This window comes from Paeniglutamicibacter sp. (assembly GCF_046714615.1).
Lineage (GTDB): Bacteria > Actinomycetota > Actinomycetes > Actinomycetales > Micrococcaceae > Paeniglutamicibacter.
In genome coordinates this window covers 1-24,538 of the sequence record NZ_JBKKAP010000145.1, presented here as the reverse complement: position 1 = coordinate 24,538, position 24,538 = coordinate 1, and the positions used below count along the sequence as shown (strand labels likewise).

The following is a 24,538-nucleotide window of genomic DNA, read 5'->3' as shown; positions in this document are numbered from 1 at the left end:
GGACAAGGCATGTATTGAAGCGTGCCCTGTCGACTGCATTTCCGAAGGTGCGCGTTCCCTCTATATCCACCCCGATGAATGTGTCGCCTGTGGTGCCTGCGAACCCGTGTGCCCGGTTGAGGCCAGTTACTACGAGGATGACACCCCGGAGGAATGGGCCGACTACTACAAGGCCAACGTTGAGTTCTTCGACGACCTCGGTTCCCCGGGCGGAGCGGCCAAGATTGGCAACACGGGTAAGGATCACCCGTTCATCTCCGCATTGCCCCCGCAGAACCAAGACCACTAAAGGCGGTAGTTTCCTTGATCTCCGCGGCACCGGCTTTCGGCCTGAACCTGCCCGACTACCCCTGGGAGGCCATGGCGCCCTACGTCGCCACGGCGTCAAAGCACCCTGGTGGCGCCGTGAATCTTTCCATCGGGACACCGGTGGATCCCACGCCCGGGCTGATCCGTGATGCCCTTGCGGACGCCGCGGACGCCCACGGCTATCCCACGGTTCATGGCACCCTGGCCTTGCGCCAAGCCGTGGTGGACTGGTTCGCCGGCCGCCGCGGCGTGCCCGGTCTGGACCCCCAGGACGTCATGCCGACCGTGGGCTCCAAAGAACTCGTAGCCTGGCTGCCGTTCCTGCTCGGCCTGAGCGCCGGAGACGTGGTTGTGAGGCCCACAGTTGCCTACCCGACCTACGACATCGGCGCCTCATTGGCAGGGGCCACGGCTGTTGCTGCCGACGACCTGGATGAACTTGATCCGGCCACCCGTGCCAAAGTCCGGCTGATCTGGATCAACTCGCCGGGCAATCCCACGGGCAGCGTTCGCGATGTTGAGTCGCTTCGCAGGATCGTGGGTCAGGCCCGCGAGCTCGGCGCCGTGGTGGCCTCGGACGAATGCTACGCCGAACTGGGCTGGGGCGAATGGGATGCCCAACGTGGGGGAGAAGCTGTTCCCAGCATCCTTGACCCCCGTGTTACCGGCGGCTCCACCGACGGCCTGCTGTGCGTGTACTCCTTGAGCAAGCAGTCCAACCTGGCCGGCTACCGTGCCGCATTCGTCGCCGGCGACTCGGCCATCATGGCCAATCTGGTCAACAGCCGGAAGCACGCGGGCATGATCGTGCCCTACCCCGTGCAGGAAGCGATGCGCGTTGCTTTGGGCGATGCCGGCCACGTTCTGTCCCAGAAGGATCTCTACCGCGGCCGACGCGAGAGGTTGGTTCCTGCCCTGGAGAAGTTCGGACTGCAGATCCACCAATCCAAGGCCGGGCTGTACCTCTGGTCCACGGCGGGTGAAGCCACCTGGGATACGGTGGCACGGTTCGCCGACCTCGGCATTGTGGTGGGTCCGGGGGTCTTTTACGGCGACGCCGGCAATGGTTTCATCCGCGTAGCCCTTACCGGCAGCGACGAACGCATCGACGCCGCAGTTGAACGGCTTGCCACAGCCTCATAACAATGCTGTGACTTGCACCACTAACAGCGTCATTCCGCCAGTAACCCGACGGCACGGATTAGTTCCGGAGGGTTACTGGCGGTAGCTTTTTAACTGACTATCAATGGTGGCCTTCTCTAAGAAAGCACTTCGGCCGTTGGAGCCCTGCAACAGTAGGGCCGAAGGCGGCGACACCAGAAGGTTGTTGGACAAGCGTTCGATAGAGGCCCTGAGGCCTCATGAAGGGGACTCCATGACTGAGACCACCAGCGCAACACTGCGCCATGCCGGCGGCGAACTCGAACTGCCGCGCATCCAGGTTGTAGAAGGAAACGAAGGCTACGACGTTTCCAAGCTGCTGAAGCAGACGGGCGCCGTTGCCTATGACCCCGGCTTCATGAACACAGCGGCCACCACCTCGGCCATTACCTACATCGACGGCGACGCAGGGATCCTGCGCTACCGCGGTTACCCGATTGAGCAGCTCGCGCAGCACTCGAGCTTCCTCGAAGTTTCCTACCTGCTGATCTACGGCAACCTTCCCACCCCCACGGAGTTGGAAGAATTTGATCAGAAGATCCGGCGCCACACTCTCCTGCACGAAGAGCTCAAGGGCTTCTTCGGCGGGTTCCCGCGCGACGCCCACCCCATGCCGGTGCTCTCCTCGGCTGTTTCGGCGCTGTCCACGTTCTACCAGGACTCGCTGGATCCGTTCAACGCGGAGCACGTGGAAGTTTCCACCATCCGCCTCATGGCCAAGCTGCCGGTTATCGCTGCCTACGCGCACAAGAAGTCCATCGGCCAGCCGATGCTCTACCCGGACAACTCCATGAACCTGGTGGAGAACTTCCTTCGACTGAGCTTCGGCCTTCCCGCCGAGCAGTACGAAATGGATCCGGTAGTGGTCAAGGCACTGGACCTCCTGCTCATCCTGCACGCGGATCACGAGCAGAACTGTTCCACGTCCACCGTGCGTCTGGTGGGTTCGTCCAACGCGAACCTCTTCGCTTCGGTGTCCGCAGGCATCAACGCCCTCTTCGGCCCCGCCCATGGTGGCGCCAACGAGGCCGTGCTGAAGATGCTCCGCCAGATCCAGGCCGACGGCATCAAGCCCGAGGATTACATGGAGAAGGTCAAGAACAAGGAAGACGGCGTCCGCCTCATGGGCTTCGGACACCGTGTCTACAAGAACTACGATCCGCGCGCCAAGATCATCAAGAACACGGCCCACGAGATCCTGGGCAAGCTCGGCGGCAACGACGAGCTGCTGGACATCGCGATGTCCCTGGAAGAGCGCGCACTGAACGATGATTACTTCATCTCGCGCAAGCTCTACCCGAACGTGGACTTCTACACCGGCCTGATCTACAAGGCCATGGGGTTCCCGGAGAAGATGTTTACCGTGCTGTTCGCCATCGGCCGCCTGCCGGGCTGGATCGCGCAGTGGCGCGAAATGATCCAGGATCCGGAAATGAAGATCGGGCGTCCGCGCCAGCTTTACATCGGCGAGTCCGAGCGCAACTACCCGAACCGCTAAGGCCGTCGGGAGCCGCCGCGGGAATTATTCCCGCAGTGCGCGACCCGAAGGGGTCGGTGCCGTCGAAGGAAAACTCCTTCAACGGCGCCGGCCCCCTTTGTCGTGTGTGGCCGGCTGCACACAGTCCCCGGGTTTCCGGGGCCTTTGTGCGATTTCGGGCTTATCCTAGAGATAGGCGAGGGATCTGAAGGAAACGGGTGTGCACAGATGGTGCTGGAGTCTGGTTCGGGTTGGAAGGTTTCGGCCGATATCGACAAGGAGATGTTGCTGGCGCTCTATATCCGGGATCTGGCGGCCATCGAGCCGCTGGGGGCCACGTCCCTCGCGCCGCTGAGTCCCAGGGTCAAGCCCGCGGCGGCGCGCGAACTGGACGGGAATGCCGCCGGGGAACTGCGCCAGGAATGGCAAAGCTGGTGGGAGGGGATACTGGCCAACGGCCGTCAGTCCATCGACATCCACGAAGAACCCGACTTTGCCGACTTCTCGGATTCGCCGAGCCTGCAGCACCTTCTGCGCGCCCACTACGGCAATGCCTACACCTGGACGCAGAACCGGCTGGGGGAGTACCAGGATTACTGCCAGGACAACACGAAGGAGCGCCTCGAACTGCTGGCGCATATCTTTGACGAACGCGAGCTCGAGGGCAAGAACGTCGAGGACCTGCACCTGAAGCTGGTCGAGCTGCCGTTGGCCGAACGCCGCGCCTGGTTCGTGGAACCGGACATGGTGATCCTGAGCCAGGAACTGATGCGGGATGCGACGCTTTTCCGCAGCTACCTGCAGCCCATCATCGACCTGATGACCTAGGCGTGCAGGTTGGGCGTCATTTCGGGGAACCGGCAAGGGAGATGACGACGTACCCGTCGGTGGTCGCCGCGGGCACCCAGCGACCCTCGGAGCGGTTCCACACAAGTCCCGCGTAGGAGACGGAGTCGGTGTTGTGCTTCTGCGCGTTGGCCACTGCCCATTGGGCGATGGCCCAGCCCTGTTCGCCGCTCACCGCGACCCGGACGCGGTTCCCGGACAGGGCGTCGGCATCCTTGTCCGTGTCAGCCGACAGGTCGGCGGCGACGGACTTGGCCGAGCCGGCACCCTCCGCCGGGCGCAGCATGCAATTGAGCGTCGAGGGGGAGGCGCCGGTCAGCGCCGAGGCAAAGGCCTTGGCCTTCTCCTCGTGCTGGGCGTAGGCCCCGGGGTAGGCCGAGCGCTGGACCTTCTGCGCCGCGTCGGTCAGGGCCATGGACTGGTAGTCGAAGGTCTCCAGCTCCTGGAAGAAGCGGTTCGCCGCATAGACCGGATCCTGGACCTGCGCCGCGGTGCCCCAGCCCATGGACGGGCGCTGCTGGAACAGGCCCCGGGAATCGGGTCCGGCGTTGTCGCCGTAGTCGATGTTGGTGAGCTTGGATTCCTGCATCGCGGTGGCGATCCCGATCGTGGCGGCACGCGTGGGCATCCCGCGCTTGCCGGCCACGGCGGCGATCACCGCGGCGTTCGATGCCTGGTCCGGGGTCAGGGTGTGCAGCGTCGAGCCAACCAGGGCCGTGCATTTCTGCCGCACCACCGTGGCATCGATCCCGATGAAGTTCACCGCGGCATAGAGCCCACCGCCGATGAGCCCCAGGGCAAGCACCAGGGCCAGCAGGGTGCGGCCCCAGCGCCGTGGCCCGCGGTGCCGACCGTGTGGCTGGTCGGCACCCCGCGAGTCCAACGCGAGAACGCGTTGGTGTGCGTCAGTTGGCATGCAGTACGCTGTTCAACTCGATGAGCTGACCGGCCCGGGGCAGCGCCTCCACGGCGCCGGTGAGGGAATTGCGGCGGAAGAGCAGGTTGGAAACGCCGGAGAGTTCCACGGCCTTGACCACCTTGTCCCCGAGCTGGACGCGGGTGCCGGCGGTGACGTAAAGCCCCGCCTCGACAACCGAGTCGTCCCCGATGGAAATTCCGACGCCGGAGTTTGCGCCAAGCAGCACGCGTTCGCCGATGACGATCTTTTCCTTGCCGCCGCCGGAGAGGGTGCCCATGATGGAGGCGCCGCCGCCCACGTCGGAACCGTTGCCCACAACGACCGAAGCCGAGATCCGGCCTTCGACCATCGAGGCGCCCAGGGTGCCCGCATTGAAGTTGACGAAGCCCTCGTGCATGACGGTGGTGCCGGGCGCCAGGTGCGCGCCCAGGCGGACGCGTCCGCCGTCGGCAACGCGCACTCCTGCGGGAACGACGTAGTCCAGCATCCGGGGGAACTTGTCGACCCCGTACACGGTCAGTGCCCCGCGCGGGCGCAAACGCAGACGGGTGCGTTCGAAGTCGGCCACGGCGCAGGGACCGAAGTTCGTCCACACGACATTCTGCAGCAGGCCGAAGGCCCCGTCGAGGTTGACGTCGTTCGGCATCACCAGGCGGTGGGAGAGCAAATGCAGGCGCAGCCAGACGTCGGCGGTGTCGGCGGGGGCGACATCGAGGTTGATTTCCAGCGCAATCACCGACTGCGTGGTGCCGCGCTCGGCATCGTCGCGTGCGGCAGCGGCCAGGTCGCCGGAGATCTGTGCCGCCTCGTCCAGGACACCGACCACGGGAGCCGGGAACCAGGCGTCCAGGACCGAGCCGTCGGCGGCGTAAGTGGCCAGGCCGTGGGCCGAGGCGATCCTGAGGTCGTGGGTGGAAGCGTGCGTTGCGTGGGTGTCTACCGGAGTCATGAATCAATCCTAGCGCGGGCTCCGGTACTAACCTTGGATTGTGCACAGCAAACCCAGCCCCGCTTCCCATGCCGCCCCCGCCACGCCCATCGACCTGGACCTGCGCGAGGACGTCGCCGACCTGACCGCCCGGCTGATGGACATCGAGTCCGTCTCCGGCAACGAACGGGCCTTGGCCGACGCCATCGAATCCGCCCTGCGCCGGATCCCGGGCCTGGAGGTGCACCGCGACGGGGACGCGATCGTGGCGCGGACGCACCTGGGCAGGTCCGAACGGGTGGTCCTGGCCGGACACCTGGACACCGTCCCGCTGCCCACCACGCCCGGGGCCCGGGGAACCGTGCCGGTGAGCTGGGACGGCGAGACGCTTTATGGCCGCGGAGCGACCGACATGAAGGGCGGTGTCGCTGTCCAGCTGGCACTCGCAGCAACCCTGCAGGATCCCAACCGGGACGTGACCTTCATCTTCTACGACCACGAGGAAGTCGAGGGCTCCAAGTCGGGCCTGGGCCGGCTTTTCCGCAATAGTCCCGAAATGCTCGGTGGCGACTTCGCCATCCTGCTCGAACCCACCAACGGCACGGTGGAGGGCGGCTGCAACGGCACCAGCCGCTACAAGGTGCGCACCCGCGGCGTCGCGGCGCACTCGGCCCGCGCCTGGATGGGCGAAAACGCCATCCACGCCGCGGCACCCATCCTGCGGATCCTGGCCGAATACACCCCCAAGACGGTGGACGTGGACGGGCTGGAGTTCCGCGAATCGCTCAATGCGGTGCGCATCAACGGCGGCATTGCCGGCAACGTGATTCCGGACTACTGCGAGGTCGAGGTCAACTACCGCTTCGCGCCGGACAAGGACGTGGCGGCCGCCGAGGCCCACGTGTTCGAGCTCTTCGAGGGATTCGAGATCATCCGCACCGATGGGGCCGGAGGCGCCCGGCCCGGACTGCGGCATCCGGCGGCTGCCTCTTTCGTCGCGGCGGTGGGCCAAACGCCGAAGCCGAAGTTCGGTTGGACCGACGTCGCACGCTTTTCCGAGCTGGGGATTCCCGCGGTGAATTTCGGCCCGGGCGATGCGCTGCTGGCGCACTCGGACGACGAACATGTCACCCGCACCGCCATCCACGACTGCCTGTCCGCGCTGCGCCGCTGGCTGGGCGGGGCGTCCGCCCCCGGGGGCGCAGGCGTCGGCGCCTAGCTGGAACACCCCCGGGGACGCGCACCAAAGCTATAGGGCCGGGCGGCAGTCGGAGTCTCGTGAATTACGAGACCGACTGCGGCCCGGCCCTTTGCCGTATTTTGTTGTGTCCGCGGAGGAACTAGGTGGCGGAGCCCCCGGGCAGCTTGGTGTTCAGGTCCGCGACCATCACGGGCACTGCCGGGTCCATGGGCTTGCCAGCGCTGATGCCCCGGCTACTGAGCCGGCTCGCCACCACGGAGGCCAACTTCGAGAGCCCGAAGTTGATCAAGATGAAGATAGCGGCCACGACCACGAGGGCCTGCAGCACGTTCGCGTTGCCCGTTCCGACGAGCCTGCCGTTGAAGAGCAGCTCGTTGAAGTTGATGATGTAGCCGAGCGCGGAATCCTTGAGGATGACCACGAACTGGCCGATCAAGGCCGGCAACATCGCGATGAGCGCCTGCGGGATCTCGACATTGCGCAGCGACTGCCCGCGTGTCAGCCCAATGGCGATGCCCGCCTCGCGCTGGCCCTTGGGCAGGCCGAAGACGCCGGAACGAATCAATTCGGCAACGATCGAGCCGTTGTACAGCGTCAGGCCCACGACCACCGCGATGAACGGCGAGTCGCTGGGGGCCACGATCCCGGAGCGCGCCAGGATGATCCAGAGGAAGATCATCATCAGCAGCACGGGGACCGCGCGGAAGAACTCCACGACAATGGAGCTGATCCAGTTGATCACCTTGTTGGTGGACAGGCGCCCGATGCCGAAGAGGAATCCGAAGACCAACGAAGTGACGATGGCGACTGCCGCAGCCCTCAGCGTGTTCAGCAGGCCGGGGACTATGTAGTTCTCCCAGATGGAGCTCTCGCCGAACACCGACCACTTCTCGGGAGCCAGCTGACCTGCGTCGTTCATGACCTTGAACAGGTAATACACCAGAAAGAGTGCAAGCAGTACGCCGAGGACGTTGACGACGAGCACGCGACGCCGGGCCTTGGGGCCGGGAGCGTCGAAAAGTACGGATTCGGAGACTTTCATCGTGCCACCGCCAACTTCTTGGATAGGTACGTGGTGAGCAGGCCAACGGGGATCACGACGATCACGAAGAACGCGGCGATGGTGAGGAAGATCAGGATCCCGACATCGGCGCGGAACTCAAGCATGGTCTTCATGAGGCCCGAGATCTCGGCCACCGAAGCGGCCACGGCGACCGTGGTGTTCTTGATCAACGCGATCAGGACGTTGCCCAGCGGGGCGATGGCCCCGCGGAAGGCCTGCGGCAGGATGACCAGGCGCGCGGCGGGCAGGAAGCTCAGCCCAATGGCACGGGCCGCCTCGGCTTGGCCCAGGGGCACGGTATTGACGCCGGAACGGATGGCCTCGCACACGAATGCGGAGTGGTAGATCGTCAGGCCGAGGATGGCGATCTGGAAGAAGTTGAGATTGAAATCCGAGCTGAACTGGACCTGGAACACGCCAAAGAGCACCAACACGCCAAAGGTCATGATGATGGTCAGTGGGGTGTTTCGGAAGATGTTCACGTATGAGGTGCCGAAGGCGCGGAAACTTGGCACCGGCGAAATACGCATCAGTGCCAGGATCGTGCCCAGGACCAACGACCCGATGGCTGCCCAAAATGTCAGCTGCAGGTTGCCCCAGAAGGCGGACATCATTTGTCCGCCGTATTCATCCCATAGGGAAAGGTAGCCTTGCATGGCTTACTCCTTTAGGGTGCGATTGGTGTGGGACCCACCCGGCACGGATCGCGCGCCGGATGGGTCCCATGAAGAAACGGTCAATGACTAGGCGCAGGCGTCGGGCGTCGGGGGATTCAGCTTGGCGTTGGGCGTGTAGCCGGTGCCCTCGGTGTTGGCCTGGAGCGCCTTCTCCCATTCGCCGGATTCGACCATCTTCGTGATGGCCGCGTTGATGTCGGCGCAGGTGGTGGCGTCCTTGCTCAGGCCAACTCCGTACTTCTCCTCGGAGAACGTGTTTCCCACGACCTTGAACTTGCCCTTGTTGGCCTCGGTGGCAGCCAGGCCGGCCAGGATGATGTCATCGGTGGTGACGGCGTCAATGCCGCCGGTTTCCAGCAGGCCCAGGCAGTCGGCGTAGCCGCCCTGTTCAACCAGGCTCACGCCGGGGTAGGAGTCGGAAACCTTCTTGGCCGAAGTCGAGCCGGTCACGGAGCAAAGCTTCTTGCCGGTCAGGGTTTCAGGGCCGGTGATCGAGCTGTCGTCGGTGCGGACCAGCAGGTCCTGGCCGGCTACGAAGTACGGGCCGCCGAAGGCCACGCGTTCCTTGCGGGCGTCGGTGATCGAGTAGGTCGCGAAGATCATGTCGACCTGCTTGGTCTCCAGCAGCGTTTCGCGGTTGGCCGACGGCGAGGAGACCCATTCGATCTTGTCTTCCGTGAAGCCGAGCTCGTTGGCGACGTACTTGGCGACATCGACGTCGAAGCCGGTGTATGCGTCGCCGTCCTTGAAGCCGAGGCCCGGCTGGTCGAACTTGATGCCGATCTTCACGGTGTCGCCGTCGCCGGTTTCGCCACCGGAACCGCCACAGCCGGTCAGGGCCATGGCCGCGGCTGCTGCCATGGCTGCTACTGCTGAAATGCGGGACTTACGCATCGTTTCTCCTTGTTGTGATCAAGGATGAGAGCGAGTTTCTCATCCATCGAACTAAGAACGCCGTGGGATGGCTTTAATGGGTGATGAGCTTGCCGAGGAAATCCTTGGCCCGCGCGCTCTGCGGGTTGGTGAAGAACTGCTCGGGGGTGGATTCCTCGACGATCTGGCCATCGGCCATGAAGATCACGCGGTCGGCGGCCTTGCGGGCGAAGCCCATCTCGTGGGTGATCACGATCATGGTCATGCCTTCCTTGGCCAGTCCGATCATGGTGTCGAGGACCTCGTTGATCATTTCCGGGTCCAGTGCGGAGGTCGGCTCGTCAAAGAGCATGACCTTCGGACGCATGGCCAGGGCACGGGCAATGGCCACGCGTTGCTGCTGTCCGCCGGAGAGCTGTGCCGGGAGCTTGTCCTTCTGATTGGCAACACCAACACGCTCCAGCAAGGACATGGCGAGCTTGTCGGCTTCGGATTTCTTCATGCCCTTGGCCTTGATCGGGCCGAGAGTCACATTTTCCAAAATGGATTTGTGTGCGAAAAGATTAAATGACTGGAAAACCATGCCGACATCGGCACGGAGTTTGGCCAGCATCTTGCCTTCTTCGGGCAACACCTTGCCATCGATTTCAATGGTTCCGGTGTCGATGGTTTCAAGGCGGTTGATGGTGCGGCATAGGGTCGATTTGCCCGAGCCGGATGGGCCCAGAACGACGACGACCTCACCCTTGCTGACTTCAAGGTTGATGTCCTGTAGAACATGGAGTTGGCCATAGTGCTTGTTCACTGCGGAGAGCCTGACGATAGGAGTCAGGTCCGACTTAGCGCTATTCGAGTGGGAATCAGTGCTCATGACATGAACCCTATCCGAAGTGACGCGCTTCACGACCATGATTTTGCCAGTCGATGCCAAATCTTTGCCTAAATGCGCCATGATGCGGCCAGTGGGACCGGGTATTGCGGTTACAGTGGTGGGCATGCAACGCCAGAATTCGCACTCCAAGAACTTTGATTCCCTGCCCGACCCGGCGCGCCGAAAGGGCTCGGTGGTATTGCGCCGGTCTCAGGCCAAAACCGAGCAGTCCGACGCATACTTGCTCGATACGCGCGAGGACCAGGATTTCACCCATTCCGACCCATGGCGGGTTTTGCGCATCCAAAGCGAATTCGTTGAAGGCTTCGGCGCACTTGCCGGTCTGGGCCCCGCGATCAGTGTGTTCGGTTCCGCCCGCACGCCGCGCGGATCCGAGCGATACGTGCAGGCCGAAAAGATTGGCGGGCTCATTGCGGCCGCCGGTGTGGCAGTGATAACCGGCGGTGGACCCGGGGCCATGGAAGCAGCGAACAAGGGTGCCGTGGCATCAGGCGGCATCTCGGTCGGGTTGGGCATCGAACTGCCATTTGAAACCGGACTCAACGAGTGGGTGGACCTGGGTATCAATTTCCGGTACTTCTTCGCAAGAAAGACGATGTTCGTCAAGTACTCGCAAGGGTTTATTGTCTTGCCCGGCGGATACGGAACATTGGATGAACTCTTTGAGGCGCTGACCCTGGTGCAGACCGAAAAGGTCACCGGATTCCCCATTGTTTTGGTCGGTATCTCCTATTGGACCCCGCTTCTGGAATGGCTGCGAAACACCGTTGCCGAAGGCGGAGCCATTTCGGTTTCCGATCTTGACTTGATCCGGGTCACCGACGATATCGAAGAAGCCGTGGATATCGTCGTCAATTCCGCCAGGCCCAATGGTTTTGTTGCTTCAGATTAAAGTCCGGCAGCCCATCACAAACATCAAAGGATCCCGGAATGGTTTACATGTTGCTGGTGGTCGCCATCTTGATACTGGGCGCCGCAGCGTGCCTGGGCATTGGAACCAAGCGGAGCCGTGCGGGCCGGGACGGGCGGCGCTATGAGCCGGTCCGCGGGCCGATCCACGGGCTGGTCGAACCGGTAGCCACTCTGCCTCCGGTGCTCCTGCCCGGGCAACCGAGCGCCGAGGATGTGGAGAACGTGAGCTTTTCGCTGGCCCTGCGCGGGTATCGATGTGATCAGGTTGATGAGGTCCTTGACGCCCTTTCGACCGAGATAAGTCGGTTACATGAGGTCATCGCGGCGCACGGAAAAGAGCCTGTGATTAGCAACACGAGCCATTCTTCGGAATAATAGGACGTAGCAAGTTGAAAGCGGATCACGATTATCCAGGTTCGCCGATTAACTCACCACCGGGTGGGGGTCCAAAAGGCCTTTACCTCAAATGAAAGGGAACAGCGCTAATGGCTGCGATGAAACCACGTACCGGGGATGGTCCGATGGAAGTCACCAAGGAAGGCCGTAGCCTGATCATGCGTGTACCGATTGACGGTGGCGGGCGTCTGGTTGTAGAACTTAATGCCGCCGAAGCCGCCGAGCTGCGCGATTGCTTGGTAGGCGCCACCGAGTAACACTCGGTGTCGGAACGCCGCGGGGCGGGGACTTGGCCGGTACGGCCAGGTGTCCGCCCCGCAGTGTGTCAGGCGGCGGCCGTAACCAGGGCGCGGGGTTCGGTCCCGCGTTGCAAGCTCCCGGGATTCCGGGTGGTGCTAGCCGATCCGGGCGGCTAACTGCAGGCCAAGACCGGTGGGTACCAGCGAGCTGACAAAACGTTCGTCCTCGCGCAGCAGCCGCGTCGCATTGCGCGTAGCCACGGTGCTGGGCTGGCGCACGGCCGGCTTGGGGACGCGGTGCTGGTCGAATGCGTCGTGCACGATGACCAGTCCGCCGACCTTGACCAGTCGGATGCCTTGGGCGACGTACTCCAAAAGGTGCGTCTTGTCCGCATCGATGAACACCAGGTCGTAGGCGCCGTCGGTGAGCCGGGGCAGCACGGCCTGCGCACGGCCGGAAATTGCCCTGGTGCGTGAGCCATCGACCCCGGCATCGTGAAAGGCCGCTCGGGCAGCGGCCAGGTGGTCGACGTCGATATCGATCGTCGTCAGGGCGGAATGCTTCCCCGCCCCACGTAGCAGGCTGGTGCCCGAGACGCCGACGCCGGTGCCGATTTCCACCATGTTCCTGGCCCCGGAGATGGCGGCCAGGACTGCGAGGAAATTGGCTGTGGCCGCTCCCACGGACTCCACGCCCAGCTCGCGGCCGCGTTCGCGGGCCCGCTCGAGCACAGCATCCTCCTGGGCCTGGGCCTGTGCGTATGTCCAGCTGCTAAAGATGTCCAGGTTCATGGGTGTGCGGCAAATCCTTTGCGGTGCGGTGTATTGCGGGCTGGCGCCATGGCCCGGCCCGCGATGCGGCAGAGGCATGGGGCGGCTTCCCTGCTGATGCCGCCAGGCCCATCCTATCCTTGCAACGGGCGCCGTCGGGGGAGAATCCAAACCGGGAAGCGACACAGGTTGCTTTCAGCTTCTGCTCAGGAGCCTGCGCGAGACTTGTTGACGTGAACGCATCGAATCTCTCCTTGACCAGCGACGTACGCTCCCTTGACGAGCCTGCGGAGTTAGAGGTGCCGAGTTGGGACGACATCGTCAAGGACCATGCGCCGCGCGTCTACCGCCTGGCCTATCGCCTGGCCGGCAACCGGCAGGACGCCGAAGACCTGGCCCAGGAAACCTTCGTGCGGGTCTTCCGTTCGCTGCATACCTTCGTCCCCGGCACCATCGGGGGCTGGCTCCACCGCATCACCACCAACTTGTTCCTGGACCAGGCGCGGCGCAAGTCGCGGATCCGCTTCGACGGTCTTGCCGAGGATGCCGAGGCGAAGATCCCCGGGACCGCACCGGGCCCGGAACGTAGTTTTGAGTACAACAACCTGGACGTCGATGTCCAGGCGGCACTGGACGCGCTAAGCCCCGAATTCCGGGCGGCGGTGGTCCTGTGCGATCTCGAGGGCCTCTCCTACGAGGAGGTCTCCGAGGCGCTGAACGTGAAACTCGGCACCGTTCGTTCACGCATCCACAGAGGCCGGGGGATGCTGCGCGAAAAGCTGGCCCACCGCAACCCGGCCGCGAGGCCCCCGGCAACCATGGCGTTGCCCAAGATCCGGCGGACGATCCCGGGAGTGCGCTAGGGCATGCATCGGTATGAACGTTGGATGGGTCAATACGTGGACGGCCAGCTGGACTCTCGCCGTGCCGGCGCCCTGGAGAGGCACCTGCAGCACTGCGCCGCATGTTCGGCCACGCTGGAATCCAAGCCGCGCGGCTCCCGGCCCGTAGCGAATTCCCCGGGGCGGCCCCCGGTGCCGCTGAACGCCCAAACCCTGCTCGGTGCCCACTACTCGTTGCCGCGGGAACACGGTGCGGGACGGTCCCGTGCGAACGGATTCGTGCCAATGGCCGTGTTGCTTCTGGTCTTCGTCCTGGTGGGCACGATCGCCGCAATGTCGTGGTTCCTGGGTGCAACCGCCGCGCTGGGCGCCCCCGAGCGCGATCCGGCCGAATCGTGGAATGCCTCCGCCCTGAACCTGGATGCGGAGGCCATCAACCATTTGCGTCTGTCCGGCTGGACCTGCCCGGTCATCGAAGCGGCGGGGTTCACCCTTTCCTCGGCCACCGGGGTGCTGGAGGACGGCGAGGCGACGGTGAAGCTGGTGCTCAGCGACGAAGAACACATTGTGGAGCTGTCCGAGACACGCGCCCTGGCCGGAGCCCAAGGCGCACCCCTGCAGAAGTCCACGGCCGCCTCGGCCAGCACCGATCCGTCCTCGGGCATGCTGACGGAGCTGGGACGTCGGTTGGGTGCCAAGGCGGCGGCCGCGGTCACGTATGCTGAGGGTACCGCCACGCTGAACATGGAAGGCGTGAGGTACGAGGTTTCATCAGACCTTTCCAAGGCGGACGTGGAACGGGTCCTGCAGCGGCTGGTCGTGGGGGAACACACGCGCATCGTGGCGCTGGATCCCTCCACCGAGAAATTCTCACAACGCCTGTTGCGTGGATTTTCCCGCCTCATGGTTTTGGACTTCAAATAGGCAATGGCCTCATCGCAGCTCGAAAGCAGGTAGTCTACAAGGGTGTTTTTGGGAATCAATGGCAGTGAACTGCTGGTGCTTGCGGTGCTCGCGGTGGTTATTCTGGGACCCGAGAAACTTCCGGAGTATGCCGCGCAGCTGGCGCGCCTGGTCAAGGAACTGCGCCGCATGGCCACCGGTGCCAAGGAACAGTTGCGCGAGGAAGTCGGCGATGACATCGCCGACATGGACTGGCGCAAGCTCGACCCGCGCCAGTACGACCCGCGCAGGATCATCAAGGACGCGCTGCTCGAGGACTTCGAGGACGCGGTGGCGGCCGTCAAGGAAACCCCTGCAGCCCAGCAGCGCGCGGTGGCGATCGCCCGGATCGCCCCGTTGGCCCCGCACGAGCCGGCACCCTTTGACAACGAGGCGACCTAGCCAACGAGGCGACCTAGGTCCCGGCGGGGGACCAAACCCCAGCGCCAACTTCACCAGGCGGCTTCCCTACGGGGAGGCCGCCTTTGTGCTTCCCGGGGGCCCGTCTGCCGGTGGGCACGGCCTAACCGGTTGCGGCGTCGTGCACTTGTGCCCTCCACAACCTCCCGGGCCCCGCATGTGGGCCCCGCGGCGCCTAGCGCGGGGTGACGCCCAGTTTTAGGCCCGCCAGGCCGCGTGGGCGGCGCGTGAGGCCCCGGGCCATGTCAATGATCTGCGCGGCTGCGGGGGACTGCGGGTGGGAGAGCACCAATGGCACGCCGGCGTCGCCCCCTGCACGCAGCAGCGGATCCAGTGCGACCTGCCCCAACAGCGGGACCTCGGTGCCGAGCACCAGTGACAGGCGCTGCGCCAGCTCCGCCCCGCCGCCGGAGCCGAAGACCTCCATGGTGGACCCGTCGGGCAGCACCAACCAACTCATGTTCTCGATGACACCGACGACCTTCTGCCCGGTCTGCACGGCGATGGACCCGGCGCGCTCGGCGACCTGGGCGGCCGCCGCCTGCGGGGTGGTGACGACCACCAGCTCGGAGCCCGGCAACAGCTGGGAGACGGAGATGGCGATGTCCCCGGTGCCCGGGGGCAGGTCTAGCAGCAGCACATCCAGGTCCCCGAAGTGCACATCGGTCAGGAACTGCTCCAGCGCCCGGTGCAGCATCGGACCGCGCCAGATCACCGGCTTGTTGTCGGGGACGAACATGCCGATGGAAATGACCTTCACCCCGTGCACCACCGGCGGCAGGATCATCTCATCCACGCGGGTTGGCTTCGCACCGGGGATGCCCAGCAGCCCGGGGATGGAGAAGCCGTGCACGTCGGCATCGATGAGTCCGACGCGCAGCCCGTCCGCGGCCATCGCGCAGGCCAGGTTGGCGGTCAGCGAGGACTTGCCGACCCCGCCCTTGCCGCTGGCGATGCCGATCACGCGGGTCAGCGATGCAGGGTCGGAAAACGGGATGGAGCGGCCCTTCAGCGAATCGCGCAGGGCGGCGCGCTGCTCGGGGCTCATGACCCCGAGCGTGACCTCGACGTGCGAGACCCCGGGCACCGCAGCCAGGGCGGCGGCGACGTCGGTTTCGATGGTGGAGCGCATCGGGCAGCCGGCGATGGTCAGCAACACCGTGACGTTTGCGGTGCCCTCGGCCAGCACGGCCGATTCGACCATGCCCAGTTCGGTGATGGGCCGGCGAAGTTCGGGGTCCTGGACGGCGGAGAGTGCTTCGAGGAGCCGCGGCTCGATGGTCATGGGTTCTCGTTCTTTTCCGGGCGTTGCTTGCGCTTGGGCGCGGGGGAGACCTGCGGGATCAGCCCGGTGTTCGTCGAGGAACGGTCCTTGCGCTTGGAGGGCTTGGAGGGCTTGGCGCGCAGCCTCAGTTCCTCGCCGTCGGTGGTTTCCAGCAGGTCCTCGAGCGCCGAGCGCAATTCGGAGCGCACGTAGTCGCGGGTTGCCACGTCGCGCAGGGCGATGCGCAGGGCCGCCAGCTCGCGGGTGAGGTACTCGGTGTCCGAGAGGTTGCGCTCGGCGCGCCCGCGGTCCTCGGTCAGCGAGACCCGGTCGCGGTCGTCCTGCCGGTTCTGGGCCAGCAGCAGCAGCGGGGCGGCGTAGGAGGCCTGCAGCGAGAGCATCAGCGTGAGCGCGGTGAAGCCCAGGGCCGCGGAGTCGAAGCGCCAGCCCGCGGGGGCCAGAGTGTTCCAGATCAGCCAGAACACGCAGAAGATGGTCATGTAGAAGAGGAACTGCGGGGTCCCCATGAAACGCGCGAACTTCTCGGTGCTGGACCCGAACCTGTCGGGGTTCGGGGAATAGCGCGGGAAGAAGCGGTTGCGGGCGGACATGGGGGTGTCCAGGCCTGTCGAGACCTGTCGCTTCTCAGCCATGGGAACCTCCGTTCAGGGGTGGTGGTGCGGTGCCGTCGGACGCGGCCGCGGCATCGGGGCCGACGGCGTCGTCGGGATGGTCGTCGTGGGTGCGCCAGTCATCGGGCAGCAGGTGGTCGAGCACGTCATCGACGGTCACCGCACCGACCAGGCGCCCGTCGTCGTTCACCACGGCCAGGGATGTCAGGTTGTAGCTGGCAAGGGTGCGCGCGACCTCGGCGACCTTGGCCATGTCGTCGATGGGTTCGACGTCGGAGTCCAGGATGTTGCCCAGGGACTCCGGCGGCGGGGTGCGCAGCAGCGCCTGGATGTGCACCGCTCCCAGGTAGCGCCCGGTGGGGGTCTCCAGCGGGGGACGGGTGACAAAGACGGTGGAGGCCAGCGCGGGGCTCAGCTCCTCGCGGCGCACCGAGGCCAGGGCCTCGGCGACGGTGGCCTCGGGGGAGAGGATCACCGGGACCGGGGTCATCATCGACCCGGCCGTTCCCTCGGGGTAGGAGAGCAGGCGGCGCACATCGCGCGCATCCTCGGGCTCCATCAGCTCGAGCAGCGCGTGCTTGGTGTCCTCGGAGAGTTCGCCCAGGAGGTCGGCGGCATCGTCCGGGTCCATTTCCTCGAGCACGTCGGCGGCGCGTTCCATGTCCAGGGCGGAGATGATCTGGACCTGTTCGTCGTCGGGCATTTCCTGGAGCACGTCGGCCAGGCGCTCGTCCTGCAGCTCGGAGGCAACCTCGACGCGGCGCTTGAGGTTCATCTCGTGCAGCGCGTCGGCGAAGTCGGCGGGCTTCATCTCGTCGTGGGCGGCGACATAGGTGCTTGCGGCCTGCGGTTCGTGCAGCGCGGTGTGGACGATCGCGTCCCAGGGCACCAGCAGCTTCTCGCCGCGGCCCCGGCGCAGCCCCAGCAGCCCGCCGGCGGGCTGGCCGCGGCGCACGTAGTAGTCGGAGATGATCCAGTCCCCGTTGCGTTCCCGGGCCAGGCCGATGTCCTCGACGACCGCGTTGCCGCTGCCGTCCTCGAACACCACGCGCCGGTCAAAGAGCTCGGCGGCGACCATGATCTCCGCGCCGCGCTGCTGGAAGCGGCGCATGTTCACCAGGCCGGTACAAATGATCTGCCCCGATTCCATGGCCTGGATGCGGGTCATGGGCACGAAGACGCGCCGCTTTCCGGGCACCTCGACGACCACGCCGACGCATTGGGCGGGCTTGGTGGCCAGGCGGGAAATGACCACAACGTCGCGCAACCTGCCCAGGCGGTCGCCCAAGGGGTCAAAGACGTCCAGGCCCAGCAGTCGTGCGATGAAGACCTTCGTTGAATTGCTGCTCACGCTCTCTAGGCTACTGCCTGCCGTGCACCCGGCCTCGGATTGGGCAATGTGTTGAGCGCTACGCCACATGACATCGGTCTTGGGTCGCGTCGCTTTCACCTTCAGCGATCAAGTCAGGTCTTCGGGCGCGGCAACGTGCACAATGGATATATGTCTTCCCCACTTGGTGCGTCCCCGTCCAACCCGAACTCGCCCGGCCTGCCGCGCGGCGAGCTTTTGGGACGCTACAGCACCTATCTGGATGCCCAGAAGGTGGTTGACTACCTGGCCGACAACGACTTCCCCGTCGCCAACCTCACCATCGTGGGCAACGACCTCAAATCGGTGGAGCGGGTCACCGCGAAGCTCAGCTACCCGAAGGTTGCAGCCGCCGGCGCCGCCCAGGGCGCCATGTTCGGCGTCTTCGTCGGGCTGGTCCTGACCATCTTCAGCCCGGGCTCCAATGCGTTGGCGCAGATCCTGTCCTCGGTGGGCATCGGCATGGCCATCTGGATGCTGGTGGGCGTAGTGAGCTACTCGTTCAGGCGCGGCAAGCGCGACTTCGCCTCGCAGTCCCAGGTCCTGGCCACCAGCTACGACGTGGTGGTTGCGTTTTCCCACGCGCATGCTGCACGCGCCCTGGCGGCCAAGCTGCCCATGAGCCGCACGGCCGCCGACAACGGGGTGGGTGCGCACAGCCAACCGGTGCAGCCACCGGCCCCGGTCCAGGAAGCCGCGCCTTCGGCCCCGGCCACACCCACCGAACCGGGCCAGGGTGCTCCGTCGTCGGGCAGCTACTCGGACCTGCCCGACGGGCGCCCGCAGTTCGGCATCCGGATCCAGGACAACGTGCAGCCGGCCGATGCCCCTGCACCCGAAGAGCCCGCTACCCCTGAACTCGAAGAGCCCGCTACCCCTGCACCGGAAGCGCCGGTAGCCGTGCAGGCTCCGGAAGAAACCCGCACACCCGATGGCGAGGGCGACACGGATCCGAAGTCCGAAGCCGCGACCGGGTCCGAGGAATCCACGCCCGAGGAAGCAAAGCACCCGGAGCCAGGCAAGCACCTCTAGCCACCGGCACGGCCCCGGGGATGGACCCCGGGCGCAACGCCAACAAGTCCTGAAACGCGAAGGCGGCCTTCACCCGATGGGATGAAGGCCGCCTTCGCGTTCACGTCGGAGGGCGGGACTAGCCCTTTCGGACCTGAGCCATCCATTCCTCGACCTCGGCCGGGGTGCGCGGCAGCGCCGCGGAGAGGTTGACACAGCCGTCGGCGGTGATCAGCACGTCGTCCTCGATGCGCACGCCGATGCCGCGGTATTCCTGGGGCACGGCCAGGTCCTCGTTCTTGAAGTACAGGCCCGGCTCGATGGTGAAGACCATGCCCTCTTCGAGGATCCCGTCCAGGTACAGCTCGGCCTTGGCCTGCGCGCAGTCGTGCACGTCCAGGCCCAGGTGGTGGCTGGTGCCGTGCGGCATCCAGCGGCGGTGCTGCTGGCCCTCGGGGGAGAGCGCCTCCTCGAGCGGAACCGGGAGCAGGCCCCAGGCGTCGAGGTTCTGCGCCAGCACGCTCACCGCGGCGGTGTGCAGGTCGCGGAACGTGGTGCCCGGCTTGGCCACGGCGAATGCGGCGTCTGCGGCATCAAGTACCGCCTGGTAGATCTTGCGCTGCACCTCGGTGTAGCTGCCGTTGACCGGCAGGGTGCGGGTGACGTCGGCGGTGTACAGGGACTCGGCCTCAACCCCGGCGTCGAGCAGCAGCAGGTCGCCGTCGTTGACGGTGCCGTTGTTGTTGATCCAGTGCAGCACCGTGGCGTTGTTGCCCGAGGCGGCGATGGTGTCGTACCCCAGGTCGTTGCCCTCTTCGCGGGCCCGGGCGAAGAACGCGCCCTCGACGACGCGCTCGCCGCGATCGTGGGCCACGGCCCGGTCCAGCGAGCGGACGACGTCGTGGAAGCCGTTGACCGTGGCGGCCACCGACTTCTTCATCTCCGCGATCTCCCATTCGTCCTTGACCAGGCGGATCTCGCTGAGCGCCTCGGAGAGTTCCCCGTCAAGGGAGTCGGAGACCTCCAGGTCCACCCCGGTGTTGATGCGGGAGGTGTCGACCAGGGCGTCGCAGTTCATGTCGACGTCACGCAGCAGACGGATGCGCATGCCGCCGAAATCCACTACGCCGGCGTCCTTGGTGATGGCGACCTCCAGGCCGGACAGATCTGCGGTGGGCAGTCCCAGGCGCGCCTGCAGGAGACCGAGTGTCGGGCGCGGGCCGATCCAGAATTCGCCGGTGCGGGCGCTGGAGTAGAACTCCTCGGAGTCGCGGCCCGCCATCGGGGAGAAGTACAGGGTGGAAACGTGGTTCGAGCCGTTGTCGCCGGCGCCCGCCTCGGTGGGTTCCAGCACCAGGACGGCTTCCGGCTCGTGGTCAAGGCCCAGGCCGGTGAGGTGGGCGAAGCCGGAGTGGGGGCGGAAGCGGTAGTCGGTGTCGTTGGACCTGACCTTGTGCGGTCCGGCGGGAACGACCAGGCGCTCGCCGGGGAACCTGGCCGAGATCGCTGCGCGGCGGGCGGCCGCGTACGGGGCTACCTTGTCCGCGCCCGGAAGAGTGGAGGTGTCGGGGGCCCATGACGAGGCCATGAACTTCTTGAAGGCCTCGGAGTTGGGGCGCTGGGAACGGTTGTTCACGCGCTCTTCGAGGGGCTGGTCGCTGCCGGTGGTGGTGGTTGCATCAGTGCTCATTGACCAATCGTCTCAAAGCACGGGCGCATACGCCAAGGCGTCCGCCGCGCAGCGCGGTGCCGGCGCCGGAACATGGACAGGCTGCCCGCGTGAACAGCACGTTTCGCCCTGCTCGGCCCCTGACGATCGAGGTGCCCCTCGAACTCTCGTGTTCGTTGGGGGAAGAACTCCGCGGGGCACGGCCGATCCGGCGGCGCCGAGGGACTACCCTGAGAGCTATGCGGATCGACCTTCATGCTCACTCACATGTTTCAGACGGGACGGAGCGCCCCGCCGAATTGGTTGCCGCGGCCAAGGCCGCGGGCCTGGACGTGGTGGCGCTGACCGACCACGACCAGACGGCAGGGTGGGAGGCGGCCGGAGCCGCCGCACTTGAAGTGGGTGTGGGGCTGGTCCCGGGCATGGAAATCTCTTGCAAGACCGAGGCCGGCATCAGCGTCCACCTACTCTGCTATCTTCACGACCCCACGCACGAGGGCCTGATCGAGGAAATCGAAAAGGCCCGAGATGCGCGGATCACCCGTGCCCGGCGCATGGTCGAGTTGCTCGCGGAGGACTATCCGGTGGATTGGGACATGATCTCCCGACACTCGATCCCCGGAGGGACGATTGGCCGTCCCCACATCGCCGACGCGTTGGTGACTGCCGGTGTGGTCCGCACCCGCACCGAGGCATTCGCGGAGGTGCTGACCGCCCGTTCACGCTACTACGTCGGGCACTACGCCATGGATCCGGTGACCGCCGTCAGACTGGTGCGTGATGCGGGCGGGGTACCGGTCTTTGCCCACCCTGTCGCCTCTGCCCGGGGCCGGGTGGTGGGGGAGGAGACCTTCGAGCAGATGATCGAGGCCGGGTTGCTTGGCCTGGAAATCGATCACCGGGACAACCCCGAGGAAGGGCGCGAGTACCTGCGTGCACTGGCGCGAAAACATGACTTGATCGTCACCGGGTCCTCGGACTACCACGGCACCGGCAAACCCAACAGGCTGGGCGAAAACACCACGAGCACGGAAATGCTGCAGCGGATCCTGGAGGCAAGCACCGGAAGCGCGCCGGTGGGTATGCCCGACCTCTTCTAGACAGTTTGCAGCGCATCGCCACCGCCCCGAAAGGGCGCTGGCGGTGCGTTTTTTGGTGCACGGAGAGACTCTGGGCAAGCCGCCTTTGCCGTGGTCAGGCACCTATTTTCCCGACTTCAACGTTCCGGTCGGTCGACGTGTCGCAAGGGGTGAAAAAATGCTTATTCGGCAAGCGATTACCCAGTGAAATAAAGAAAATGAGTTCCATCAATGAAAAGCTGGCGAACGAGTATTTAGCTCCATATCCGCGCAGGGGTTGGCGGAGGTCTGTATCGGAACCTAATCGATGCTGGGGTTGGGGAACCCCGACACCTGCTAGTATCGATCTAGTTGCTTCGCTTTTTGAAATGTGTTTGTTGAGCCTAGTTCCAGCGTTTCGCGAAGCAACTCGCAACCACGACGGTATGAATTTCACCGTCATTTTGGATGTAAATCGGTGTCGTGCACGGGTGAGGAAAACTTCCCTGCGACCATAGTCCGATGTCCAGGTATCCGGCATGAAGTCCGGGTGGTTTTGCGCGCTCAGAATGCGTCCACGCCGGATGCCTGCTCGATTCGTGTATGCGAATTCGATTAATTGTGCCCTAGTCGGCCAGCGCGCAAATTTAGGAATTGTTGCCGGCGGCATTCCTACGAAGAGAGGATAGATATGGATCTCGAAAACGGGGATTATCAACTTCTCGCAGGATCTGTTGTCCTGGGTTTGTTGGTGCTGTTTTACGGGGGGACATTTGTTATGTCTCTTTTTATTGGCAAAAAGAATGAAAACGCCGATGGGTATATGACGGCCGGAAACAAGATTGGTTTCGGCGTCTCGGCGGCAAGTATGACCGCAACTTGGATTTGGGCATCCTCGATGTACGCCTCGGCGACTTCGGGCTACACCTATGGCATTTCCGGGCCGATTCACTACGGTCTTTGGGGCGCGTTGATGATTCTGTTCATCTACCCCTTCGGTCGGCGGATCCGTGCGGTAGCGCCAAAGGCACACACCCTGGCCGAGGTCATGTACGCCCGCCACGGACGATCCAGCCAGCTCATGCTGGCCGGATCCAACATCCTTGGCAGCGTTATTTCCCTGACCTCCAACTTCATTGCCGGCGGCGCACTGATCGCGCTTCTCTCGCCATTCAGCTTCCGCCAAGGCATCATAGCCGTGGCCGCAGGCATCCTGCTCTACACCCTCTGGTCCGGGTTTCGGGCCTCGGTGCTTACCGACTTTGCCCAGGTCGTGGCGATGCTCGGCGCCGTGGTGATCATCATTCCGGTGGTCTTCTTTGCCGCCGGTGGCCCTGGTCTCTTTCAATCTGGTGCCTCAAACCTTTCGGCACAGCAGAGTAACTTCTTCTCCTCCGACGCGTTCATGAACCAGGGAGCCCCGTACATCGCGGCCGTCCTGGCGTACGCCATCGGTAACCAGACGATCGCCCAGCGCCTCTTCTCAGTGCGTGAAGACCTGATCAAGCCGACCTTCATCACTGCGACGATCGGCTACGGTGCCACGATCATAGGATTTGGCATGCTCGGCGTCATCGCCCTGTACACAGGCATGACCCCGATTGACGGGGACATCAACAACCTGATCCCGCAAATGGCCGTTACCTACCTTGGCCCGGTCCTGCTGTGCGTGTTCTTCATCATGATTCTGGGATCGCTCTCCTCCACGGCTGACTCCGACCTGGCGGCGCTTTCCTCGATCGCAATGGCCGATATTTACGGCCAGTCGGTGGGCAAGAAGAACGCCAATCCGAAGACGATGCTGCTGGTCGGCCGCATCACCATGATTCTCGCCACCGCCGCGGGTTTGTTCTTTGCAAGCGGCAAGATGAACATCCTTGACTTGTTGGTCTTCGTCGGCGCACTTTGGGGCGCATTGGTTTTCCCGGTCATTGCGAGCTTCTACTGGAAGAAGGTCACCAACATGGCCTTCACCATCTCATCGCTGGCCGCGCTGGGTTTGTTCCTTCCGGTGCGATTCGAATGGATCTCGATGGACGGACTGACCGGCTACATCGTGGACATCGTTTCCATCGTGGGAATCGGCGTAGTCCTCGGTCTGATGAGCTTTGGGTTCTTCGGGCTCAAGGTTGCCCGGATCATCGGCATAGCGGCAATCGCCATCGTGGCACCGTTCGCCTTTGGCACCCTGCATGAGTATGCCGTGCTCAGCGGCTCATTGGTTGCCTATTCAGTCTCGACCGTCGTCTGCTACCTCATGTCGGTGCGTTCGAAGCAGGACTTCGACTTCAGCACCATTAAGGACCATGTCGGTGACTTTGACCCCGTCGAGACGATCACGAGCGACTCCGACCACGTAGCCACCGCTAAGTAGAGACAAGGAAACAGGAGACTGTCATGAGTATTTTTTGGTTGACCGTATACGTCTTGATCTGGCCCGTCGTTGTTGGCGGAACGCTCTTCGTGATCGTGCGCGCGTTCTATCGTGAATGGCGCCAGGCACGTGCTGAGGGTCGAAGCATGGTCTAGGCCCGGGAGACTGCGGCCGGTCCTAGGACCAGCCAGCGTCTCAATTGCCTCAAGCGCGGGGAGTAATGCCATGGCACAGGGCCACAACCCCCGCGTGTTTTAACACACCCAAAATAACCCCAAGAACCCCAAAAAAGA

Annotated in this window: 26 protein-coding genes; 15 read left to right on the top strand and 11 right to left on the bottom strand. The window is 64.4% G+C overall.

The genetic code is table 11. The features are described from left to right. The 4 genes from fdxA to ACLQ7E_RS17000 all read left to right on the top strand — a co-directional run. Window positions 1–289 (top strand): ferredoxin (fdxA, locus tag ACLQ7E_RS17015; protein WP_411733754.1); only part of this gene is annotated, 289 nt, incomplete at its 5' end. Between the two features lie 14 nt (window positions 290–303). Then, the gene (gene dapC, locus ACLQ7E_RS17010) at window positions 304–1,452 is read left to right on the top strand and encodes a succinyldiaminopimelate transaminase (RefSeq protein ID WP_411733753.1); all 1,149 of its coding nucleotides are present in this window, start codon (window positions 304–306) and stop codon (window positions 1,450–1,452) included. Between the two features lie 232 nt (window positions 1,453–1,684). Then, a complete protein-coding gene (locus ACLQ7E_RS17005; RefSeq protein WP_411733752.1) occupies window positions 1,685–2,968 on the top strand; it encodes a citrate synthase in 1,284 nt (427 codons plus the stop codon). Between the two features lie 207 nt (window positions 2,969–3,175). After that, window positions 3,176–3,775, top strand: coding sequence for a hypothetical protein (locus ACLQ7E_RS17000; RefSeq protein WP_411733751.1), 600 nt, complete (start codon window positions 3,176–3,178; stop codon window positions 3,773–3,775). A gap of 16 nt (window positions 3,776–3,791) precedes the next feature. On the opposite strand, the gene ACLQ7E_RS16995 is transcribed toward ACLQ7E_RS17000, so the two are convergent. Together ACLQ7E_RS16995 and dapD are read right to left on the bottom strand one after the other, a co-directional pair. Next, window positions 3,792–4,709, bottom strand: coding sequence for a hypothetical protein (locus ACLQ7E_RS16995; RefSeq protein WP_411733750.1), 918 nt, complete (start codon window positions 4,707–4,709; stop codon window positions 3,792–3,794). Beyond that, window positions 4,699–5,661, bottom strand: a complete 963-nt coding sequence (dapD, locus tag ACLQ7E_RS16990; RefSeq protein ID WP_411733749.1) for a 2,3,4,5-tetrahydropyridine-2,6-dicarboxylate N-succinyltransferase — start codon at window positions 5,659–5,661, stop codon at window positions 4,699–4,701. Before dapD ends, ACLQ7E_RS16995 begins: the two co-directional genes overlap by 11 nt. 37 nt (window positions 5,662–5,698) lie before the next feature. Here dapD and dapE point away from each other — a divergent pair, with 37 nt between their 5' ends. Further along, on the top strand, window positions 5,699–6,859 hold the full coding sequence (gene dapE, locus ACLQ7E_RS16985) for a succinyl-diaminopimelate desuccinylase (RefSeq protein ID WP_411733757.1): 1,161 nt from the start codon (window positions 5,699–5,701) through the stop codon (window positions 6,857–6,859). A gap of 121 nt (window positions 6,860–6,980) precedes the next feature. Here the strand turns inward: dapE and ACLQ7E_RS16980 are convergent, their stop codons facing one another. The 4 genes from ACLQ7E_RS16980 to ACLQ7E_RS16965 form a co-directional block, all read right to left on the bottom strand. Further along, on the bottom strand, window positions 6,981–7,883 hold the full coding sequence (locus ACLQ7E_RS16980) for an amino acid ABC transporter permease (protein ID WP_411733748.1): 903 nt from the start codon (window positions 7,881–7,883) through the stop codon (window positions 6,981–6,983). Beyond that, the gene (locus ACLQ7E_RS16975; RefSeq protein WP_411733747.1) at window positions 7,880–8,560 is read right to left on the bottom strand and encodes an amino acid ABC transporter permease; all 681 of its coding nucleotides are present in this window, start codon (window positions 8,558–8,560) and stop codon (window positions 7,880–7,882) included. Before ACLQ7E_RS16975 ends, ACLQ7E_RS16980 begins: the two co-directional genes overlap by 4 nt. 87 nt (window positions 8,561–8,647) lie before the next feature. Continuing rightward, on the bottom strand, window positions 8,648–9,475 hold the full coding sequence (locus ACLQ7E_RS16970; RefSeq protein ID WP_411733746.1) for a glutamate ABC transporter substrate-binding protein: 828 nt from the start codon (window positions 9,473–9,475) through the stop codon (window positions 8,648–8,650). A 73-nt stretch (window positions 9,476–9,548) separates the two neighbouring features. Next, a complete protein-coding gene (locus tag ACLQ7E_RS16965; RefSeq protein WP_411733745.1) occupies window positions 9,549–10,325 on the bottom strand; it encodes an amino acid ABC transporter ATP-binding protein in 777 nt (258 codons plus the stop codon). 124 nt (window positions 10,326–10,449) lie between these two features. Between ACLQ7E_RS16965 and ACLQ7E_RS16960 the strand changes: the two genes are divergently transcribed. From ACLQ7E_RS16960 to ACLQ7E_RS16950, 3 genes are all read left to right on the top strand, one after another. Continuing rightward, window positions 10,450–11,238, top strand: coding sequence for a TIGR00730 family Rossman fold protein (locus tag ACLQ7E_RS16960; RefSeq protein WP_411733756.1), 789 nt, complete (start codon window positions 10,450–10,452; stop codon window positions 11,236–11,238). A 38-nt stretch (window positions 11,239–11,276) separates the two neighbouring features. Continuing rightward, window positions 11,277–11,633 carry a DivIVA domain-containing protein gene (locus tag ACLQ7E_RS16955; protein WP_411733744.1) on the top strand — a complete coding sequence of 119 codons (357 nt, stop codon included), beginning with the start codon at window positions 11,277–11,279 and terminating at the stop codon, window positions 11,631–11,633. A 110-nt stretch (window positions 11,634–11,743) separates the two neighbouring features. Then, the gene (locus ACLQ7E_RS16950; protein WP_217389055.1) at window positions 11,744–11,911 is read left to right on the top strand and encodes a DUF3117 domain-containing protein; all 168 of its coding nucleotides are present in this window, start codon (window positions 11,744–11,746) and stop codon (window positions 11,909–11,911) included. A 138-nt stretch (window positions 11,912–12,049) separates the two neighbouring features. Here ACLQ7E_RS16950 and ACLQ7E_RS16945 read toward each other — a convergent pair whose 3' ends face one another. After that, window positions 12,050–12,685: an O-methyltransferase gene (locus tag ACLQ7E_RS16945; protein ID WP_411733743.1), complete on the bottom strand. Its 636-nt coding sequence runs from the start codon at window positions 12,683–12,685 to the stop codon at window positions 12,050–12,052. 212 nt (window positions 12,686–12,897) lie between these two features. On the opposite strand from ACLQ7E_RS16945, the gene sigE reads away from it, so the two are divergent. The 3 genes from sigE to ACLQ7E_RS16930 are packed head-to-tail and all read left to right on the top strand — an operon-like array spanning window position 12,898 to window position 14,850. Then, window positions 12,898–13,527, top strand: a complete 630-nt coding sequence (gene sigE / locus ACLQ7E_RS16940) for an RNA polymerase sigma factor SigE (protein ID WP_411733742.1) — start codon at window positions 12,898–12,900, stop codon at window positions 13,525–13,527. Window positions 13,528–13,551: 24 nt separating this feature from the next. Further along, the gene (locus tag ACLQ7E_RS16935) at window positions 13,552–14,430 is read left to right on the top strand and encodes a zf-HC2 domain-containing protein (RefSeq protein WP_411733741.1); all 879 of its coding nucleotides are present in this window, start codon (window positions 13,552–13,554) and stop codon (window positions 14,428–14,430) included. Between the two features lie 42 nt (window positions 14,431–14,472). Further along, window positions 14,473–14,850, top strand: coding sequence for a sec-independent translocase (locus tag ACLQ7E_RS16930; protein ID WP_411733740.1), 378 nt, complete (start codon window positions 14,473–14,475; stop codon window positions 14,848–14,850). Between the two features lie 193 nt (window positions 14,851–15,043). Here ACLQ7E_RS16930 and ACLQ7E_RS16925 read toward each other — a convergent pair whose 3' ends face one another. Genes ACLQ7E_RS16925 through ACLQ7E_RS16915 form a run of 3 tightly spaced genes read right to left on the bottom strand, consistent with a single transcriptional unit; the run spans window position 15,044 to window position 18,115 of the window. Continuing rightward, window positions 15,044–16,153, bottom strand: a complete 1,110-nt coding sequence (locus ACLQ7E_RS16925) for an Mrp/NBP35 family ATP-binding protein (protein WP_411733739.1) — start codon at window positions 16,151–16,153, stop codon at window positions 15,044–15,046. Further along, the gene (locus tag ACLQ7E_RS16920; protein ID WP_411733738.1) at window positions 16,150–16,785 is read right to left on the bottom strand and encodes a DUF1003 domain-containing protein; all 636 of its coding nucleotides are present in this window, start codon (window positions 16,783–16,785) and stop codon (window positions 16,150–16,152) included. The genes ACLQ7E_RS16925 and ACLQ7E_RS16920 overlap by 4 nt, the downstream gene beginning before the upstream one ends. Further along, window positions 16,778–18,115: a magnesium transporter MgtE N-terminal domain-containing protein gene (locus ACLQ7E_RS16915; RefSeq protein ID WP_411733737.1), complete on the bottom strand. Its 1,338-nt coding sequence runs from the start codon at window positions 18,113–18,115 to the stop codon at window positions 16,778–16,780. Before ACLQ7E_RS16915 ends, ACLQ7E_RS16920 begins: the two co-directional genes overlap by 8 nt. 150 nt (window positions 18,116–18,265) lie before the next feature. On the opposite strand from ACLQ7E_RS16915, the gene ACLQ7E_RS16910 reads away from it, so the two are divergent. Next, a complete protein-coding gene (locus ACLQ7E_RS16910) occupies window positions 18,266–19,165 on the top strand; it encodes a general stress protein (protein ID WP_411733736.1) in 900 nt (299 codons plus the stop codon). Between the two features lie 118 nt (window positions 19,166–19,283). Here ACLQ7E_RS16910 and ACLQ7E_RS16905 read toward each other — a convergent pair whose 3' ends face one another. Beyond that, window positions 19,284–20,834, bottom strand: coding sequence for an aminopeptidase P family protein (locus tag ACLQ7E_RS16905; protein WP_411733735.1), 1,551 nt, complete (start codon window positions 20,832–20,834; stop codon window positions 19,284–19,286). A 218-nt stretch (window positions 20,835–21,052) separates the two neighbouring features. Here ACLQ7E_RS16905 and ACLQ7E_RS16900 point away from each other — a divergent pair, with 218 nt between their 5' ends. From ACLQ7E_RS16900 to ACLQ7E_RS16890, 3 genes are all read left to right on the top strand, one after another. Then, window positions 21,053–21,913: a PHP domain-containing protein gene (locus ACLQ7E_RS16900; protein ID WP_411733734.1), complete on the top strand. Its 861-nt coding sequence runs from the start codon at window positions 21,053–21,055 to the stop codon at window positions 21,911–21,913. Window positions 21,914–22,562: 649 nt separating this feature from the next. Then, entirely contained in the window at window positions 22,563–24,245 is a 1,683-nt protein-coding gene (locus ACLQ7E_RS16895; RefSeq protein ID WP_411733755.1) for a sodium:solute symporter family protein, read from the top strand. A gap of 23 nt (window positions 24,246–24,268) precedes the next feature. Further along, entirely contained in the window at window positions 24,269–24,400 is a 132-nt protein-coding gene (locus ACLQ7E_RS16890) for a putative transporter small subunit (protein ID WP_411733733.1), read from the top strand. The last annotated feature ends 138 nt before the right edge of the window (window positions 24,401–24,538 follow it).

Bases quoted from the DNA above. Each gene is read 5' to 3' on its own strand.
- ACLQ7E_RS17005 (WP_411733752.1), top strand. From the start codon at position 1,685: ATGACTGAGACCACCAGCGCAACACTGCGCCATGCCGGCGGCGAACTC.
- ACLQ7E_RS17000 (WP_411733751.1), top strand. From the start codon at position 3,176: ATGGTGCTGGAGTCTGGTTCGGGTTGGAAGGTTTCGGCCGATATCGAC.
- ACLQ7E_RS16995 (WP_411733750.1), bottom strand. From the start codon at position 4,709: ATGCCAACTGACGCACACCAACGCGTTCTCGCGTTGGACTCGCGGGGT.
- dapD (WP_411733749.1), bottom strand. From the start codon at position 5,661: ATGACTCCGGTAGACACCCACGCAACGCACGCTTCCACCCACGACCTC.
- ACLQ7E_RS16980 (WP_411733748.1), bottom strand. From the start codon at position 7,883: ATGAAAGTCTCCGAATCCGTACTTTTCGACGCTCCCGGCCCCAAGGCC.
- ACLQ7E_RS16975 (WP_411733747.1), bottom strand. From the start codon at position 8,560: ATGCAAGGCTACCTTTCCCTATGGGATGAATACGGCGGACAAATGATG.
- ACLQ7E_RS16970 (WP_411733746.1), bottom strand. From the start codon at position 9,475: ATGCGTAAGTCCCGCATTTCAGCAGTAGCAGCCATGGCAGCAGCCGCG.
- ACLQ7E_RS16965 (WP_411733745.1), bottom strand. From the start codon at position 10,325: ATGAGCACTGATTCCCACTCGAATAGCGCTAAGTCGGACCTGACTCCT.
- ACLQ7E_RS16960 (WP_411733756.1), top strand. From the start codon at position 10,450: ATGCAACGCCAGAATTCGCACTCCAAGAACTTTGATTCCCTGCCCGAC.
- ACLQ7E_RS16955 (WP_411733744.1), top strand. From the start codon at position 11,277: ATGGTTTACATGTTGCTGGTGGTCGCCATCTTGATACTGGGCGCCGCA.
- ACLQ7E_RS16950 (WP_217389055.1), top strand. From the start codon at position 11,744: ATGGCTGCGATGAAACCACGTACCGGGGATGGTCCGATGGAAGTCACC.
- ACLQ7E_RS16945 (WP_411733743.1), bottom strand. From the start codon at position 12,685: ATGAACCTGGACATCTTTAGCAGCTGGACATACGCACAGGCCCAGGCC.
- ACLQ7E_RS16935 (WP_411733741.1), top strand. From the start codon at position 13,552: ATGGGTCAATACGTGGACGGCCAGCTGGACTCTCGCCGTGCCGGCGCC.
- ACLQ7E_RS16925 (WP_411733739.1), bottom strand. From the start codon at position 16,153: ATGACCATCGAGCCGCGGCTCCTCGAAGCACTCTCCGCCGTCCAGGAC.
- ACLQ7E_RS16920 (WP_411733738.1), bottom strand. From the start codon at position 16,785: ATGGCTGAGAAGCGACAGGTCTCGACAGGCCTGGACACCCCCATGTCC.
- ACLQ7E_RS16910 (WP_411733736.1), top strand. From the start codon at position 18,266: ATGTCTTCCCCACTTGGTGCGTCCCCGTCCAACCCGAACTCGCCCGGC.
- ACLQ7E_RS16905 (WP_411733735.1), bottom strand. From the start codon at position 20,834: ATGAGCACTGATGCAACCACCACCACCGGCAGCGACCAGCCCCTCGAA.
- ACLQ7E_RS16900 (WP_411733734.1), top strand. From the start codon at position 21,053: ATGCGGATCGACCTTCATGCTCACTCACATGTTTCAGACGGGACGGAG.
- ACLQ7E_RS16895 (WP_411733755.1), top strand. From the start codon at position 22,563: ATGGATCTCGAAAACGGGGATTATCAACTTCTCGCAGGATCTGTTGTC.
- ACLQ7E_RS16890 (WP_411733733.1), top strand. From the start codon at position 24,269: ATGAGTATTTTTTGGTTGACCGTATACGTCTTGATCTGGCCCGTCGTT.